Origin of the sequence: Streptomyces sp. NBC_01077 (genome assembly GCF_045162855.1) — a bacterium.
Lineage (GTDB): Bacteria > Actinomycetota > Actinomycetes > Streptomycetales > Streptomycetaceae > Streptomyces.
On the sequence record NZ_CP108669.1, the window covers coordinates 8,859,312 to 8,875,561 of the forward strand.

A 16,250-nucleotide genomic window follows, 5' to 3' on the forward strand; every position below is an offset into this window, starting at 1 on the left:
ATCAGGCACCGCCGCACAACCGCCCCGCACCAGGTCCGTGCCGCGCGCGGGGCGTCACCCGCTGGTGCAATGGGGGGACCGGGTGCGCCACCCGGGGACCGCGCGGCGGTGGAGGTGTCGTGGCGGAACGGGAAGCGGAGCGGGACGACGCCCTCCTGACCAGGGTGCGGGCCATGGAGCAGGCGATCGGCGAGATCGGCACGACGCTCGACGCCACGAGCACCTGCCGCGAACTCGCGAGCTTCGCCGCCCGACACCTGCACGCCTCCACGACGGTCCACCTCCGGACGGAGCCGGGCACCCCACCCCGGCCCGCGGCCCACGTCCCCCGCGCATCCGCCCCCCGCGCATCCGCCTCCGTCACCCACCGGCTCTCGCTCCCCCTCGCCGTGCACGACGAGGAGCCGCTCGGCTCGGTCACCCTCGCCCGTGTCGGGGGCGCGCCCTTCTCCGGCGACGAGGTGGCCCTGCTCAGGCACGTCGCCCGACTCGCGGCCCGGCACCTCGCACACGCTCGGCGCCTCGTGGCCGCCGAGGACGCCGCGCTCCACCTCCAGCGCGCCCTCGTGGCCGAGCCCGGCCGGCCGCACCCCAATCTGGAGATCGCGGGGGGCTATCTCCCCGCCGGGCACCGTGCCCTCGTCGGTGGTGACTGGTTCGAGACCGTGCGGCTCCACTTCGGCCGCAGCCTCCTCGTCGTCGGCGACGTCATGGGCCACGGCCTCGACGCGGCCGTCGACATGAACGCCTACCGCTCCGCACTCCGCGAAGCCGCCGCCACCGACCTGCCCCCGCACCGGGTCCTGCGCCACCTCGACTCCGTGGTCGCCGAGGATGACGCCCGCCGCCCCGCCACCGTCCTGCTCGTGCGCGTCGACCCGGCCCGCGGCACCGCGACCTTCGCCAGCGCCGGGCACCTGCCGCCCGCGGTGTTCGGCGCCGACGGCTCGGCCGAACTCGTCGACCTCCCCGTGGGCCCACCCCTCGGCACCGGCTTCGGAGGCTACGAACCGACCACCCGTCCGCTCCGTCAGGGCGACACCCTGCTGCTCTTCACCGACGGACTCGTCGAACGGCGGGGCGAGGACATCGACGTCTCCCTCGCCCGGCTCGCCGCCCTCCGGCTCCCCCGGGACTCCGGCCCCGACGAGGTCGTCGACGAGGTGCTCCGCCGCCTCGGCGCGCACGGCGCGGAGGACGACGTGGCCGTCCTCGCGGCCCGCATCCGCGTGCGTGCGCAGCAGTGACACGGGGTCACATCCGCCCCACGCACCGCCGTGACACAGGGTCACACCGCCCCGGTCTCCGGCATGTTTCAGCCCTGAGCGGGATTCTTCCGGCCGGACGCTTGTGCACGGCCCCGGGGCCCGGCACGCTCCTCGTATGAACACGGCCAGGCATGCCAGTGAACGTCTGATGAGCTGGCCCTCGCTGACCCCCGGCCGCGCCCATTGCGGCGCCGCGCTCGGATTGGGCACGGCGACGGAGGAGATCGTGCATTTCCACGGTGAACACGAGGCCGACGTCCACCTCACCCGCGCGATGGTCGCGAAACTGCGCCCGGCCCTCCTGGGGTCGAGCGCGGTCCGTCTCCGCGCCGGATCGGGGTGGGTGACGGTCCGCCTGGACATGGGGTCGGACATCGATCTGCTCGCCACCCTGGTGAGCGCCGCCCTCCAGGCCAACGGGGTCCCCGACGTCGCTCCGGACGGCTGCACCCGCACCCGCCCGGTCCCCGGGCTCCGCTGAGCCGAACCGCGAACCGGAGCCCTGCCCGGCGCCTCCCCGACCGGATTCCCGCCGGCCGTCGGCCGGCGCCCCGCGCCGATGTCGGCACCGGCCCTATGCGCGCGTGCCCCCGGAACCCTCCGTCGGGAGGGGGAACAGCATGCAGGTGCTGGTCGCGTGGGCGAGGAGCCGGTCCTCCGCGTCGTACAGGCCCGCCTCCGCGAGCGCGGTCCTGCGCCCGCGGGAGATCACCGTGCCGATCGCCCGGACCTTGCCCGTGCCGGTCGTGATCGGCCGCAGGAAGCGGGTCGACAGGTCGAGCGAGGTGTACGCCGTGCCCAGCGGGAGAGTCGAGTGGACCGCGCAGCCGGCCGCCGAGTCGAGCAGGGTCGCGTACACCCCGCCGTGCACACTGCCGATCGGGTTGTAGTGCTCCTCGCCCGGTTCGAAGACGAACACCGCCCGGCCGTCCTCGACCTCCTCGAGGCCGAAGCCGAGGAGCGCTGCGATCGGAGGTCCCGGCAGGCGGCCCGCCACCATCTCCCGCAGGAAGTCGAGGCCCGCCATCGTTCCGGCAGCCCGCGCGGTGGCTCCGGCGTCCTCCCACTCGATCGTGCGCGACCGCCCCATGACCACTCTCCGCCCGACGTGGCCGGCTGACTCCCCAGCTGGCTCTGTACAGCGAAGCTAGCTGTCCTGAAAGCTGACTGTCAACGACACAGTCAGGTGGCTACAGTGTGACGATGAAGTGGCTGGAGACGGACACGGAGAACTGCCCGGTCCGCCGCGCCCTGGACCTCGTGGGCGAGAAGTGGACCCTGCTGATCCTGCGGGACGCCTTCAACGGCGTCCGCCGCTACGACGAGTTCCGCCGGCACCTCGGTCTCTCCGAGGCCGTCCTCGCCGACCGCCTCCGCAAGCTGGTCGCGGCCGACGTACTGCGGGCGGAGCCGTACCGCGAACCCGGCGCGCGGACCCGGTACGAGTACCGGCTCACCGCCAAGGGCGTCGACCTCTGGCCCGTACTCCTCGCCCTGAAGCAGTGGGGCGACACCCACCAGGGGGAGCCGGAAGGGCCGGTCCTGGACATCCGGCACACCGACTGCGGAGCCCCCGTCCGCGTCGTCGTCCAGTGCGAGGGCGAGGAACAGGCCACCCTGGCCGCCCGCGACGTCACCGTCCGTCCCGGCCCCGGCGCCCGCCCGCTCCACCCCTGACAGGGACGCGGGGCTGCCCGGCACCCGTTCGGCCGCACCTCTGCGATGTCCCACCGCCCGGCCGGGTACCCACGAGGCATGCCCTCCACACCCGGTCCGCCGTACGACGGTGCCCCCAGCGAACGCGGCACCGAACACGGCCATGAACACGGCCATGAACACGGTCACTGGTTCCATCGGTTCCACACCCGCGTCCTCGCCTCGTCCGTCGGGCTCGCCTGGAACCGCGGTCGCGCCATGGAACTCATGCACCGCGCCATGGGCTTCGCGGCGCTCAGCCTGCTCACCCTCGTGCCGCTCCTCATCGTCGTCGCCGCGGCCGACCTCGCCAGCGGCCAGGGCTTCGCCCGTTGGCTCGTGCAGGGCCTGGGCGTCTCCGAGGTCTCGCAGGAGGAGGTCGAGCGGCTCTTCGGCCAACCGGGCCAGGCACTGCAACGCACCACCGCGTTCGGCCTGGGCGCCCTCGCCGCCTTCGGTGTCACTTTCGGGTCCGCCGTACAGACCGGGTACGAGCGCGCCTGGGACCTCCCCACGGCCCGCTGGCACACCATGTGGCGGCATGTCGTCTGGCTCGCCGTCCTCGTCGCCTGCCTGCTCCTCTTCGTCGCCAATCCCGCACCGGCCGACTCCTCGGCCGCGGTCACCGCGCTCGTCGCCCTCGGCGATCTCCTCGGCACGTTCTTCTTCTTCTGGTGGTCGCAGCGCTTCCTGCTCTGCGGACGCATCCGCTGGCGCGCTCTCGCCCCCGGGGCCGTACTGACCGCGCTCGGCCTCCTCGGGCTGCGGATCTTCTCGCAGCTCGTCTTCTCCCCGCTCATCGCCTCGAACGCGGTGACCTACGGCCAGTTCGGCACCGTCCTCGTCCTCCAGTCGTGGCTGGTCGGCGTCGGGTTCGTCGTGTACGGAAGCGCCCTCGTCGGCCGCCTGGTCCACGAGCACGTCGTCCGACGGCGCATGCACCGGGAACGCACCAGCCCGGCATGACCTCACGGAACGCCGCCTCGGCAGCGCCACCGGCCCTTCCCGCGCCTGTCACCCCTGGTCGTACACCCCCGGTCCGATGACCGCCGCCCCACCGCCCCTTTACGATCACCGCATGTCCGCCACCCCGTCAGCCCCGTTCCTCAGAAGGGTCACCCCCGGCGGGTGGGCCGCGATCGCCTGGCTCGCGGGCCTGCTCTTCACCGGCCTCCTGCGGGTCCGGCTGCCCGGCCAGGACGCGGCCGACGTCTTCGCCGGGGTCGTCTTCCTCCGCTGGGACGGGCTCACCATGATGGCCTTCGCCACCGCCCTCGCCCTGCGCGGCAGTGCGCTCCTGACCCGCCGTCCGGCAGCGGCCCTTCGGTACCTCCTCGTGGCCGCGGTCGTCGCCAGCACCCCGCTCGGCGTGACCGCCATCCCGCTCGCCCAGTACCTCGCCGTCGACGTCGCCCTCTACGCCATCGCGGCCACCCGCCCGCCCCGCGAGGCGCGCCGGGCGCTCCTGCTCGCCCTCGGCCTCCTCGTCGGCTACCTCGCGGTCCGACTGCTCTCGGGCTGGATCGTCGGCACCACCGGCGCGCTGGCCGTCGCGCTCACCGCCGCCGTCGCGTGGCTGCTCGGCCGTTCGGAGCAGCAGGGCCGGGTGTACGCCGAGCGGGCCCGCGCCCAGACCGCCGACCAGGCCGTCACCTCCGAACGGCTCCGTATCGCCCGCGAGATGCACGACTCGGTAGCCCACAGCATCGGCATCGTCGCCCTCCAGGCCGGCGCCGCCAGGCGCGTCATGGACAAGCGGCCCGAGCAGGCCCGGCAGGCCCTCGCCGAGATCGAGACGGCGAGCCGCGAGACCCTGGCAGGACTGCGCCGCATGCTCGTCGCGCTGCGGACCGAAGCGGCCGCAGAGGCCGGAGCGCGTACCGCCGAGGACGCGGGGCTGCCGGAGATGCCGGGCCTCGCCGTTCTCGACCGGCTCGCCGAGGTGACCGCCGCCGCGGGCGTCCGCGTCGCCGTCCACCGCGTCGGTACGCCCCGCCCGCTGCCGCACGACATCGACCTCTCGGCCTTCCGCGTCGTCCAGGAGTCCGTCACCAACGTCGTACGGCACTCGGGCGCCGACTCCTGCACGGTCACCGTCGACCAGCAGGACCCCGAAGCCCTCGTCCTCACCGTGGAGGACCGTGGCCCCGACCCGGGCCGGGACCGGGATCGGGACCGCGACGACCGGGTCCCCGTCGGCGACGGGGCGGGCTACGGTCTCGTCGGAATGCGGGAGCGCGTCACCCTGCTGCACGGAGAGTTCGCCGCGGGGCCCCGCCCGGGCGGCGGCTTCCGCGTCACCGCCCGCCTTCCCCTCCCCACAGGAGTCACCCCCCGATGACCGATACCACCACCGAGCGGACCGTCCGCGTCGTCCTCGCCGACGACCAGCCCCTGGTGCGCACCGCGCTCCGGATGGTCATCACCGACACCACCGACCTCGTCGTCGCGGGCGAGGCGGCGGACGGCGCCGAGGCCGTCCGGCTCGTCGAGGAGACCGGCGCCGACGTCGTCGTCATGGACCTGCGCATGCCGGGGACGGACGGCATCGAGGCGACCCGCCTCATCACCGAGGGCCCCACCGACGCCCGAGTGGTCGTGCTGACCACCTTCGACGACGACGACCACGTGTACGGGGCGCTCCACGCGGGCGCGTCCGGGTTCCTGGTCAAGGACATGGCCCTGGACGACATCCTCGCCGCCGTCCGCGTCGTGGCCTCCGGCGACGCCCTCATCGCGCCCAGCGTCACCCGGCGCCTCATCAAGGAGTTCACCGACCGCCCGAGGACCGCCCCCGCCGCGCCCAGGCGCCGGGCCGAGGGGATCACCGACCGCGAGCGCGAGGTCCTCACCCTGGTCGGACGGGGCCTGTCCAACACGGAGGTCGCGGCCGAACTCCACATCAGCGTCGCCACGGCCAAGACCTATGTGACGCGGCTGCTCGCCAAACTGGACGCACGCGACCGCGTGCAGCTGGTCATCATCGCGTACGAGGCGGGACTCGTCTCCGTGGCCTGACGGCGGCGACCTGACGCATCACGGCCCGGCCCGGCGGGAAAGCGATCACACGATCCGGTGATCCGCCCCCGAGAGAGTGGGTGCCGTGCCCCGGACCGGTTGGATGAAGGTGATCCCATCGGCCCGTCGAAAGAGAGCCGCCCATGGCGAACATCTGGCTGCCGCCCGTCGAGTACGTCGCGACCCTGCCGAGAGCGACGGCGTACGCCTGCCTCTACTTCACCGACACCCGAGGTCGCCCCTTCCAGCTGCGAGCCAGCTACCGCACGGAGCTGTGGCAGTGGCCCGGCGGGAACATGGACCCGGGGGAGACACCCTGGGAGACGGCCGTACGCGAGTGCCACGAGGAGACCGGCATCACCTTCACCGGCGAGCCGCGGCTCCTCGGCACCCACTTCGTGACCGATCGGGGCGAGGACTGGCCCGCCAACCACATCGGTTTCGTCTTCGACGGCGGCGAGCTGACGGACGAGCAGATCGCCGGCGTCGTCCTCGACCCCGAGGAGCACAGCGATTACAGCCTGCGCACGCTCGACGAGTGGGAGCGGGAGATGGAGCCGCGCGAGTTCGCCCGCCTCGCGGGCATCGACCGGGCCCGCAGGACGGGCACGCCGCTGTACCTGGAGACCGGTTCCGAGGGGGACCGCCCGTAGGAGTACGGGGGTGGGGGCCGTCCTTCGGGACGGCTCCCACCCCCGGTCGGATCCGTCAGGCGCGGCAGCCCACCGGGTGGGCGATGTCGACCACGAAGCGCTCGGGGGAGTGCAGCCTGAAGGTCTTGTAGGCGGGCTTGGTGTCGAAGGCGGCTCCGATGCCGACGACGCCCTCGAAGTCGCCGGTGAGCGCGACCCCCTTGAGCGCGGGCAGATGGATCTTCAGCAGCCGGGGTCCCTGGTAGACGGACTTTCCGGAGTCGTCGTGGGCGGCCGCGGGGGTGAGAGTGATCGCCAGGAAGTACTTCCCCGCCAGTGGGACCTTCTGTCCCGAGCCGTCGTAGTGCAGTGCGCGGACCTGGTGCACGGTGACCGGGGGCATGGCGCCCCGTACGTCGATCACGAGCCGGTCGAAGGTGGCGTGGCCGCCCCAGCGGGCGTTGACGACCAGGGCCGTGGCCCGGATCGCCGAGTGCGAGGACGGGGTGTTCGCGGCGCCTGCCCGAGCGGTGGCGCCTGCCGGGATCGTGGCGCCGATTCCGGCGGTCAACAGGATTCCCGCGGCGACGGCCGCGAGGGTGTGACGGTGATGCATGACGTCCCCCATTTCTCCTGCTCCGGGGACAGAGGTGTCACTGGCAGAGACATCCACACCAACCATATGGTTCCACCGAATACGGGGTAAAAGCCATATTTTTCTCAGGTGGTGCACTCTGTCTCCGGGCCGGGGTCACGGGATCGGCGCGCGCGCCGTCCTCGCCCCGCCGGTTCCGCTCGCCCGGATCCGGAGATGGCCGTAACTCCTCGGCCGCTCAGTAGTTGACCCGGTCATGAAGAAGCGCAGCATGCTCGCCATCGCCTCCCTTGCCGCCGGCGTCGTCACCGCCCTCGTCACGCCTCCGCCGCAGGCCAGTGCCGCCGAGAGCCCGCTGGGCGGTGCGACCGGCCTCCTCCAGGAGGACCAGGGCGTCGAGACCGTTGTCCACGACACCGTCCAAGGCGCCGAGGGTGCCCTCCCTGCCCCCGGCACCGGCGGACTGCTCTGACCCGTGCCACCCGAGCCCCCCGCGGCGACCGGTGCCCCGCGCCCCTGACGGGTCGCGGGGCACCGGCACGCCGTGACCCGGGAGGAGGCGGCCCGTGCGCGCGCCGTGCGTGACTAATGACAGGATGTCCCCATGAGCGACAACGTTTACTTCGACATCACCATCAACGACGAGCCCGCGGGCCGGATCACGTTCCAGCTGTTCGACGAGGTCGTCCCGAAGACGGCGCAGAACTTCCGTGAGCTCTGCACCGGCGAGCACGGCTTCGGTTACGCCGGCTCCCCGTTCCACCGCGTCATCCCGCAGTTCATGCTCCAGGGCGGCGACTTCACGCGTGGCAACGGCACCGGCGGCAAGAGCATCTACGGCGAGAAGTTCGCCGACGAGAACTTCAAGCTGAAGCACGACCGCCCGTTCCTGCTCTCGATGGCCAACGCCGGCCCGAACAGCAACGGCTCGCAGTTCTTCATCACCACGATCGTCACCGACTGGCTCGACGGCAAGCACGTCGTCTTCGGTGAGGTCGTCGAGGGCCAGGACCTGGTCAAGAAGATCGAGGGCCTCGGCTCCCGTTCCGGCGCCACCGCCGCGACCATCAAGGTCTCCGAGTCCGGCATCGTGAAGGCCTGATCGCCTTCCCGAGCTGAGCCGAGGGCGCCGCGCGCCCTCGCTCGATCCACCCGGCCGGGGCGGGGACGCCGTCCGTGCGACGCGCGTCCCCGCCCTCGCCGAGGTCCCTCGCGGCTGTCCGAGCCGCGTGCCTCACGTGAAGGCGGGCGCGTTCCGCTCCGCCCACGCCGAGAACGGTCGCGGCGCCCGGCCGAGAACACGCTCCACATCGGGGCTCACCCGCTGCTCCTCCGCGCTGGGCTCGCCCATCACCGACAGCATCCCGTCGACGGCGTCCTCCGGCAGGAACCGCACCAGCTGGGACCGGGCCTCGCTCGCGCTCAGCGCCACGAACGCGACCGGATCGCCCACCACGTCGGCCAGGGCCCGCGCCTGCTCCCGCGGCGACACCGCCACCGGTCCGGTCAGGACATACGTCCGCCCCGCGTGTGCCGGGTCGCGCAGCGCCTCCGCCGCGACCCCCGCGATGTCCATCGGATCCACCACCGGCAGTGCCACATCGGCGAACGGGGCGGCCACCGTGCGCGTCGAACGCACCGGCTCGGCCCAGAGGAACGCGTTGGAGGCGAAACCACCGGGCCGCAGCACGGTCCAGTCCAGCCCCGAATCCCGTACCGCCGCCTCGAACGTACGCAGAATGTCGTGCGACACCGAATCGGTCCGCGTCCCCACCAGCTGCGAGGACTGGAACACGATCTGCCGCACCCCGGCGGCCACCGCCGCCGCCACGATCTCGCGCGGACTCAGCTCTTCCCCGAGACCCCCGACGAGCAGATACACCGCCTCCGCACCCTCGAACAGCCCCTTGAGGCCGCCCACATCGGCCAGATCCCCCTGCCGGTGCGTCACCCCGGCGGGCAGCCCCACGGCCGGCCGACGGCTCACAGCCGTCACCTGCTCACCGGCCGCGGCCAGCAGCTCCACCAGCGGTCGTCCGACGTTTCCGGTCGCTCCGGTCACCACGATCACAGTTGTTCCCCTCCAGGGAGTCCTCGGCTGAGCGCTGGCGCTCCGCCGTCTTCGTGACCTCATCCTGGAAGGCGAACTGGCCACCTTCTGGCCAGTTTCACGAGCGGGATCCGAGAACTTCTCGCGAGGGCGGGCGGGACGGCGGGAGGGGCTCCGGAGGGGCAGCGGGGGGAGGTCAGGTCTCCTCGCCGAAACGCCGCTCGAACTTGGCGATCCGGCCCTCGGAGTCCACCGTCCGCGCCGTGCCCGTGTAGAAGGGGTGGCTCTCGGAGGAGATCTCGACGTCGACCACGGGGTACGTGTTGCCGTCGTCCCACTCGATGGTCCGGTCGCTGGTCGCGGTGGACCGGGTCAGAAAGGCGTACCCGGCCGTGCGGTCACGGAAGACCACCGGGCCGTACTCGGGCTGCTTGTCCTGCTGCACGTGTCCTCCTCGGGCTCACGCCCTGACTCGTCCGGCCTGATCGGCACGGCACCCCCAGCCTCCCCGCGGCCACGGGAGCGGACCAGCGCCACGGGCCCGACCGGGTGAACCCTCAGTCGTGCTCCGGCCAGCGCGCGGCGAGCAGCAGCGCGATGTCGTCCGGGCGGGCCGTGGCCTGCCGGGCCTCCCGGATCACTCGGTCGGCCGCCTCGGACAGCGGCAGCGAACCGGTCGCCGCGAGCGCCAGTCGCAGGCGCTCGATCCCCTCGTCGATGTCCCTGCCCGGCCGTTCGATCAGGCCGTCCGTGAACAGGGCCAGCACCGAGCCGGGAGCGAGCCTCAGCCGTGTCACGGGGTACGAGGCCCGGTCGTCGACGCCGAGGACCACCCCGCCCGCCAGGTTCAGCAGCTGCGTCGTCCCGTCCGGACGCAGCAGCAGCGGCTGCGGGTGACCGGCCCGCACCGCCCGCATCTCTCCCGACTCCGGGTCGAGCAGGACGTAGCAGCAGCTCGCGAACTGCCCCGGATCCAGGTCGATCAGCAGCCGGTTGGTGCCCCGCATCACGTCCTGCGGACGGTGGCCACCCAACGCGAACGCCCGTACCGCGCTGCGCAGCTGACCCATCGTGGCGGCGGCCGCCACCCCGTGCCCCTGGACATCGCCGATCACCAGGGCCAGCCGGCCCCGCTCCGTCTCGATCACGTCGTACCAGTCGCCGCCCACGTCCATGCCCTGCGTACCCGGCAGATAGCGGCCCACCGTGTCCACCCCGTCCCGCACCGGCAGCCGGTGCGGGAGCAGCGCGTCCTGGAGCCCCCGGGCGACCGCCGCCTCCGTGTCGTACCGCTGGGCCCGCTCCAGGGCCTGTGCGATGAGCCCCGCGAGCGCCGTGAGCACCGTCCGTTCCTCCGGGCTGAAGCCGCGCGGCTGCTCGAAGCCGAGGATGCAGGAGCCCACCGGCCGGCCCGAGGCGATCAGCGGCAGGAAGGCCCGGGCGCCCTTCTCGGCGTCCAGCGGAAGGTCCGGATACGACCGTCGCAGCTGCTCCATGGACTCGAAGAAGAGCGGCCTGCCGGTCGTCAGCGTCTCCACGCCCGGTAGCCGGGCGTCCAGCGCCACACCGTCGAAAGGTTCGAGGAAGCCCGGTGGGAACCCGGTCTCCCAGGCCAGGTAGAGGCGCCGGTCGCTCAGCAGGTAGATCGCCAGTTGCCGTCCGCCGAAGGCCGGCAACAGCTCCTCCGTCACCACCGCCGACACCTGGCGCGCCGTCACCGCCTCCGTGAGCGCGATCGCCAGCGCCACCGGCCGGTACAGGGCAGAGGCCCGGTCACCGGGGGAGGAGAGGTCGTCCTCCGGCTTCCGTCCGGTGCCGGTCTTGTGCGCCAGGACCGCCGGGTCCTCCTCGGGGACCAGCACCATCGTCACCCCGTCCCGGCCCGGGTGCAGCGAGACCGACAGCCACCGGCCGCGCTCCGGACGGGCCAGGAAACGGATCGGCTCGCCGGACAGGAGCGCGGCGCGCAGCTGCTCGTCGTGGAAGGGGTGGTCGAACCAGGGCAGCGCCTCCCAGAGCGGCCGCCCCGCCAGCGCCCCGCGCGTCCGGCCGAGGAGCCGTTCCGTGCGGTCGTTGACGTAGGTGATCCGGCCCAGCCGGTCCATCGCCAGGATCGCCCGCGGCAGCCGGTCCGTGGCGTCCGAGCCGATCAGCCCGGTCCCCAGGTCGACGAGCGTGCCGATCAGGTGCCCCACGTCGCGGTGGAGCGGGCCGACTCCGTGCCGCGCGCGCCTGCCGTCGTCCGGTCCCGTCGCGCCCGTACCCTCCGGGGGGCCCTGCCTGGTCCGGGCGGACACCTCCAGAAGGTGCAGGCGGCCGTCGGGACCCTTCAACCGGATCCTGCGCACCGCCGTGCGCCCGTCCGGACCCGTGGCCTGTCGGGCCGCCGCCCACAGCGCGTATCCGTCCTCCGGTTCGAGGAGGGAGGTCAGGACCTCGATCGGGCAGGGGGAATGCACATCCGGACCGAGGATGGCGAGGAGCCCGTCGTCCAGCGTGACCACGTTCGAGTCCAGGTCCCAGTCGAAGGAACCGAACCGGACCGGCGGCCCGGAGCCGGTGGACAGCTGGACGCAGACGGGATCGCCGGGCCACTCGACCACCGTCCCCTGGTGGGCCAGGCCGGACAGGGCCCCGCCGAGGCGGAGCGCCTCCCGGGTCATCCGGCCCCGGTCGCGCATGTCCACCGGCACCCCGGGGGTCGGCGCCCGCAGCACCACGAGCACCCCGAACCGCTCACGGCCCGCGACCACCGGTGCGTACAGCGAGGCGAAGGGGAACGGCAGGCTTGCCACCAGCTGGGGGAAGGCCCGCATCGCCTCCTCGACATCGGCGAGATGGACGGGCTGCCCGGAGCGGTGGACCTCCGCCACCGGGAACGGCCGGTTCGTGTGCATCCGCCACCATGGGCGGAACAATGGCCCCGGCAGCCCCACCAGGACCGCGAGCCTCAGCAGCCCCGGGGTCCCCGAGCGCAGATACACCCCGCCCGCGTAGCCCCCCGCCTCCTCGACCGCCCTCAGCGCGGACTCCGCGAGTACCCAGGTCAGGGCGCCCGAGGCGGGCCCGTCGGCGGTTCCCTTTCCGGACGGACGCCCGGTACCGCCCGCCGGGCCGGGGCCGGACGCGCCGTGCGAGGTCACACAGTCAGGATGCGCCCGACGGGAAAGGCACCGCATCCCGGACCCGGTCCCTGCCGCCACCTCCGCGAGAGCGGTGTTGACCATACGCGCCCGCACCGTCACACTCGGTCGTCGACCGGCGCCGCAGGCGTACGGCACCACCTCATGACCAGGGGACACGATGACGGGCCAGGTTCTTCCGTACGACGTACATGGCGACGGCCCCCGGCGGGCCCTCGTCCTCCACAACTGGTTCGGCGACCGCACCAGCTTCGACCCGCTGCGCGCCCATCTGAACGACGCCTCCGGCTCCTACGCCTTCGTCGACTGCCGAGGCTACGGCGAGGCCCTCGACCACTCGGGCGCGTACACGATGGAGGAGGTCGCGGCCGACGCGCTCGCGGTCGCCGACGACCTCGGCTGGGACTCCTTCTCCGTCATCGGCCACTCGATGGGAGGCAAGGCCGCGCAGCTGATGCTCCTCGACGCGCCCGACCGCGTCCGCTCGATCATCGGCATCTCGCCCGTCTCGGCGGCGGGATTCCCCCTGGACGGCGAGACCTGGGAGCTCTTCGCAGGCGCCGCCGCGGAAACGGCCAACCGGCGCGCGATCATCGACAACACCACCGGCGGCCGGTACGACGACGCCTGGCTGAGCGCCCTCGTCGAGCGATCCGTCGGACGCTCGTCGGCGGCCGCCTTCCGTGCCTACCTGGACTCCTGGTCGCGCACCGACTTCCACGAGCGCGTCCGCGACAATCCGGTCCCCGTCCTGCTCGCCGTCGGCGCCCACGACCCGGCGCTCGGCGCCGAGGCCATGGAGGCGACCTGGCTGCGCTGGTACCCCAACGCGCGCCTGGAAGTCCTCAAGGACGCCGGCCACTACGCGCCCGAGGAGACCCCGCAGGCGCTGGCCGAGGTCATCGAAGCCTTCCTCGCCGGCTGACGGGACCATCGCGCTTTCACCGGGGAGGGCCGGGGCGGGAACGTTCACGGTCAGGTCGAGGGTCAGGGTCACGTTCAGGGTGAGGGTCGGTGGCCGGGTGCCGGCCGGGGGAAAGTCATCCGAACGTCGACGGAAGCGACGACTTTCGTTCCTGCCCTTCACCGACCTGCTCCCCTTCGTCGTGCCGTACCCCTTCGACCCACCCGTCGCCGAAGGGGCCGTCTTACCCTGGAGGGACGGGCAGGGGACGGGGCACACCGGTCCTCCCCGAGCCCGGAACCGTGCAGGCGGAAGGGCGGCGGGCCATGTTCTTCAGCGATCGCACCGACGCCGGTCGGCAGCTTGCCGCCCGGCTCGACCACCACAAGGGCCATGACGTCGTGGTTCTCGGTCTGCCGCGCGGCGGGGTGCCGGTGGCGGCCGAGGTGGCCGATGCTCTCGACGCCCCGCTCGACATCTGTCTCGTACGGAAGCTGGGCGTGCCCCAGCAGCCGGAGCTCGCGATGGGTGCGCTGGGCGAGGGCGGCGTGCGCGTGGTGAACGAGCGGGTGCTCCGCGAGGCCGGGGTGGGGGCGCGCGATCTGGCCGCGGTCGAGGAGCGCGAGCACGCCGAGCTCGATCAGAGGACCCGTCGATATCGGGGCAGCCGGCCATCCGTGCCGCTCGAAGGCCGGACGGTCCTCGTGGTGGACGACGGTCTTGCCACGGGTGCCACGGCTCTGGCGGCCTGCCGGGTGGTACGGGCCAGGGGCGCCGCGCGGATCGTGCTCGCGGTGCCGGTGGCGCCACGGGGATGGACGGCCCGTCTCGGCGGCGAGGCCGACGAGACGGTGAGCGTGCACGAGCCTGAGCTGTTCTACGCGATCGGACAGTTCTACCGGGACTTCGCTCAGACCGCGGACGAGGAGGTCCTCGCCTGCCTGGACCGGAACCGTGCCGCGCACGGCCCGGTCGTCCAGGACGCGGACGTACGGATCCCCGTCGCCGCCGGGGTCACCCTTGCCGGGCGGCTCGCGGTGCCCGAGGGCGCCATCGGCATCGTCCTGTTCGCCCACGGCAGCGGCAGCAGCCGGCACAGCCCCCGGAACCGGGCGGTCGCGACGGCAATGAATCGGGCGGGACTCGGAACGCTGCTGTTCGACCTGCTCACCGAGGTCGAGGCGGTCGACCGGGCGCATGTCTTCGACACACCGCTGCTGGCCGGCAGGCTTGCCCGCGCCACGGAGTGGCTCGCCGAGCAGCCCGAGAGCGACGGCCTCCCGCTCGGCTACTTCGGCGCCAGTACGGGAGCGGCCGCCGCGCTGTGGGCGGCGGGCGAACCGGAGTCGTCCGTGGCCGCCGTCGTCTCACGCGGTGGTCGACCGGACCTCGCGGCCGACCACCTGGCCAGGGTCGAGGCGCCGACGCTCCTCGTGGTCGGAGGCGCGGACGCGCTGGTCCTGGACCTCAACCGGCGGGCCGAGTCGCTTCTGCGCTGCGAGAGCCGGCTGGACGTCGTGGAGGGCGCCACGCACCTCTTCGAGGAGCCGGGTGCCCTGGAGGAGGTGGCGGAACTCGCCACCTCCTGGTTCACCGGGCACTTCCGGGTCAGTAGGCCCCGTTGACGTTGTCGATGGAGCCGTAGCGGTCGGCCGCGTAGTTGCAGGCGGCGGTGATGTTGGCGACCGGGTCGAACAGGTCCATCGACGTGCCGGGCACGTGATAGGCGAGGAAGGTCGGCTCGATGACCTGGAGCAGGCCCTTCGACGGGGTGCCGGCCACGGCGTTGGAGTCCCAGAGGTTGATGGCCTGGGGGTTGCCGGAGGACTCACGCATGACGTTGCGGTGGATCCCCTCGTACGAACCGGGGATGCCGCGCAGGGCCATGATGTCCAGCGACTGCCGGATCCAGCCGTCGAGGTTGTTCGCGTACTGGGTGGCGGCGACGGGAGCGGCCTGGACCGGAGCGGCGGCGGCGGGAGCGGCGGCCGAGGCACCGGTGTTGGTGGCGACGGCCGGGGTGGCGGTCCGGCGCTCGGAGCGGTTCGCCCGTTCGGTCGTGGCGGCCTTCTTCGCCTGCGCGGGGGCGGCCTTCACGGAATCCCGACGAAGCGTCAGTTCAAGACCTGGATGAATAAGTGACGGATTGTCACCCACGGTGCTCTTGTTGGCCCGGTAAAGACCCTTCCAGCCGCCCTGAATTCCCTTCTTCTGGGCGATGAGGGAAAGCGAGTCACCACTGACGACCGTGTAGGTGCGCGCGGCGGCCGGGGCTGCGGGAGCCTTGGCGAGGGCCTTCGCGGCGACCGGAGCGGCGGGCGCGGTGACGGCCTTGGCGGCGATTTCCGGGGCTCCGGAAACGGGTGCGGCGCCGGCCACGGCCGGGGCGATCAGCGGGAGGGCAAGAGCGGCTCCGCCCGTGCCGACCAGCGCGAGTCCACGGGAGACGGGGCGGCGGCGGGGGCGGCGGTGCTTACCGTGAGCAGGCATGACGGATTCCTCTCCGGCGCCTTCGGGGTGAGCTGTCGGGTTCGGACTGGAGATGTCCGGCCGCGCGCACGCGGCTTCACCCCGAGCCGTTCCGGATTCCGGGCCGGCGTATTCGTGGGTCCCCCGCTCCTGCCGTCGGGTGAAAGGGAGGTATTTCGAGCGGTGGCAGGATTCGGCGATCCGCTCGAATGGAGGCGACCGTAGGCCAGTAATGCGACGGAGAACAAGAGGACCGGAGTCGCGGACCCGGTAAATGGATCACAGAATTCATGGAATTCAAGATCGACCGTACGGCGGACCCGTCGAACTTCCTTGTCCGGCACGGCATGCGCGGACTTCGATCACCGGGGTGTCTCCGGGGAAGTGAGTCGCATCACCAGGTGTTCAATGTCCGAATATGCACTGTAATTCTGTTAATGGGGGAGTAGCGAAGAAAGCCCCATCGGTGGGGTGGG

Annotated in this window: 17 protein-coding genes and 1 riboswitch; of the genes, 11 read left to right on the forward strand and 6 right to left on the reverse strand. The window is 72.6% G+C overall.

Translation table 11 applies throughout. The features are described 5' to 3' along the window. Positions 1-119 precede the first annotated feature (119 nt). Both OG462_RS39675 and OG462_RS39680 read left to right on the forward strand, forming a co-directional pair. Positions 120-1,247 carry a PP2C family protein-serine/threonine phosphatase gene (locus tag OG462_RS39675; protein ID WP_406065580.1) on the forward strand — a complete coding sequence of 376 codons (1,128 nt, stop codon included), beginning with the start codon at positions 120-122 and terminating at the stop codon, positions 1,245-1,247. 136 nt (positions 1,248-1,383) lie between these two features. Then, positions 1,384-1,749 (forward strand): luciferase family protein, encoded by a 366-nt coding sequence (locus OG462_RS39680; RefSeq protein ID WP_406065582.1) that lies wholly within the window; start codon positions 1,384-1,386, stop codon positions 1,747-1,749. 93 nt (positions 1,750-1,842) lie between these two features. Here the strand turns inward: OG462_RS39680 and OG462_RS39685 are convergent, their stop codons facing one another. Continuing rightward, positions 1,843-2,358: a PaaI family thioesterase gene (locus tag OG462_RS39685; protein ID WP_406065584.1), complete on the reverse strand. Its 516-nt coding sequence runs from the start codon at positions 2,356-2,358 to the stop codon at positions 1,843-1,845. A 113-nt stretch (positions 2,359-2,471) separates the two neighbouring features. On the opposite strand from OG462_RS39685, the gene OG462_RS39690 reads away from it, so the two are divergent. The 5 genes from OG462_RS39690 to OG462_RS39710 all read left to right on the forward strand — a co-directional run bounded on the left by OG462_RS39690 (position 2,472) and on the right by OG462_RS39710 (position 6,634). Next, positions 2,472-2,945, forward strand: coding sequence for a winged helix-turn-helix transcriptional regulator (locus tag OG462_RS39690; RefSeq protein WP_406065586.1), 474 nt, complete (start codon positions 2,472-2,474; stop codon positions 2,943-2,945). A gap of 78 nt (positions 2,946-3,023) precedes the next feature. Next, positions 3,024-3,929 (forward strand): YhjD/YihY/BrkB family envelope integrity protein, encoded by a 906-nt coding sequence (locus OG462_RS39695; RefSeq protein WP_406065588.1) that lies wholly within the window; start codon positions 3,024-3,026, stop codon positions 3,927-3,929. Positions 3,930-4,041: 112 nt separating this feature from the next. Next, positions 4,042-5,304: a sensor histidine kinase gene (locus tag OG462_RS39700; protein WP_406065590.1), complete on the forward strand. Its 1,263-nt coding sequence runs from the start codon at positions 4,042-4,044 to the stop codon at positions 5,302-5,304. After that, positions 5,301-5,981, forward strand: a complete 681-nt coding sequence (locus tag OG462_RS39705; RefSeq protein ID WP_406065592.1) for a response regulator — start codon at positions 5,301-5,303, stop codon at positions 5,979-5,981. Before OG462_RS39700 ends, OG462_RS39705 begins: the two co-directional genes overlap by 4 nt. Positions 5,982-6,124: 143 nt before the next feature. Then, positions 6,125-6,634, forward strand: coding sequence for an NUDIX domain-containing protein (locus OG462_RS39710; RefSeq protein WP_406065593.1), 510 nt, complete (start codon positions 6,125-6,127; stop codon positions 6,632-6,634). A gap of 55 nt (positions 6,635-6,689) precedes the next feature. Here OG462_RS39710 and OG462_RS39715 read toward each other — a convergent pair whose 3' ends face one another. Next, positions 6,690-7,229: a hypothetical protein gene (locus OG462_RS39715; protein ID WP_406065595.1), complete on the reverse strand. Its 540-nt coding sequence runs from the start codon at positions 7,227-7,229 to the stop codon at positions 6,690-6,692. A gap of 235 nt (positions 7,230-7,464) precedes the next feature. Here OG462_RS39715 and OG462_RS39720 point away from each other — a divergent pair, with 235 nt between their 5' ends. Together OG462_RS39720 and OG462_RS39725 are read left to right on the forward strand one after the other, a co-directional pair. After that, the gene (locus OG462_RS39720) at positions 7,465-7,680 is read left to right on the forward strand and encodes a hypothetical protein (RefSeq protein WP_406065597.1); all 216 of its coding nucleotides are present in this window, start codon (positions 7,465-7,467) and stop codon (positions 7,678-7,680) included. 132 nt (positions 7,681-7,812) lie between these two features. Continuing rightward, entirely contained in the window at positions 7,813-8,310 is a 498-nt protein-coding gene (locus tag OG462_RS39725; RefSeq protein ID WP_406065599.1) for a peptidylprolyl isomerase, read from the forward strand. A 132-nt stretch (positions 8,311-8,442) separates the two neighbouring features. Here the strand turns inward: OG462_RS39725 and OG462_RS39730 are convergent, their stop codons facing one another. The 3 genes from OG462_RS39730 to OG462_RS39740 all read right to left on the reverse strand — a co-directional run bounded on the left by OG462_RS39730 (position 8,443) and on the right by OG462_RS39740 (position 12,401). Next, complete coding sequence (locus OG462_RS39730) at positions 8,443-9,279, reverse strand: SDR family oxidoreductase (RefSeq protein WP_406065600.1); 837 nt, start codon at positions 9,277-9,279, stop codon at positions 8,443-8,445. 175 nt (positions 9,280-9,454) lie between these two features. Further along, the gene (locus OG462_RS39735) at positions 9,455-9,703 is read right to left on the reverse strand and encodes a type B 50S ribosomal protein L31 (RefSeq protein WP_406065602.1); all 249 of its coding nucleotides are present in this window, start codon (positions 9,701-9,703) and stop codon (positions 9,455-9,457) included. 112 nt (positions 9,704-9,815) lie between these two features. Next, positions 9,816-12,401: a SpoIIE family protein phosphatase gene (locus OG462_RS39740; RefSeq protein ID WP_406065604.1), complete on the reverse strand. Its 2,586-nt coding sequence runs from the start codon at positions 12,399-12,401 to the stop codon at positions 9,816-9,818. A 160-nt stretch (positions 12,402-12,561) separates the two neighbouring features. On the opposite strand from OG462_RS39740, the gene OG462_RS39745 reads away from it, so the two are divergent. Beyond that, positions 12,562-13,326: an alpha/beta fold hydrolase gene (locus OG462_RS39745; RefSeq protein ID WP_406065606.1), complete on the forward strand. Its 765-nt coding sequence runs from the start codon at positions 12,562-12,564 to the stop codon at positions 13,324-13,326. A gap of 305 nt (positions 13,327-13,631) precedes the next feature. Beyond that, entirely contained in the window at positions 13,632-14,930 is a 1,299-nt protein-coding gene (locus tag OG462_RS39750) for a phosphoribosyltransferase family protein (RefSeq protein ID WP_406065608.1), read from the forward strand. Here the strand turns inward: OG462_RS39750 and OG462_RS39755 are convergent. Beyond that, positions 14,914-15,795 carry a transglycosylase SLT domain-containing protein gene (locus OG462_RS39755; protein WP_406065610.1) on the reverse strand — a complete coding sequence of 294 codons (882 nt, stop codon included), beginning with the start codon at positions 15,793-15,795 and terminating at the stop codon, positions 14,914-14,916. The genes OG462_RS39750 and OG462_RS39755 overlap by 17 nt on opposite strands. 4 nt (positions 15,796-15,799) lie before the next feature. Continuing rightward, positions 15,800-15,983: riboswitch (cyclic di-AMP (ydaO/yuaA leader) on the reverse strand. Between the last annotated feature and the right edge of the window lie 267 nt (positions 15,984-16,250).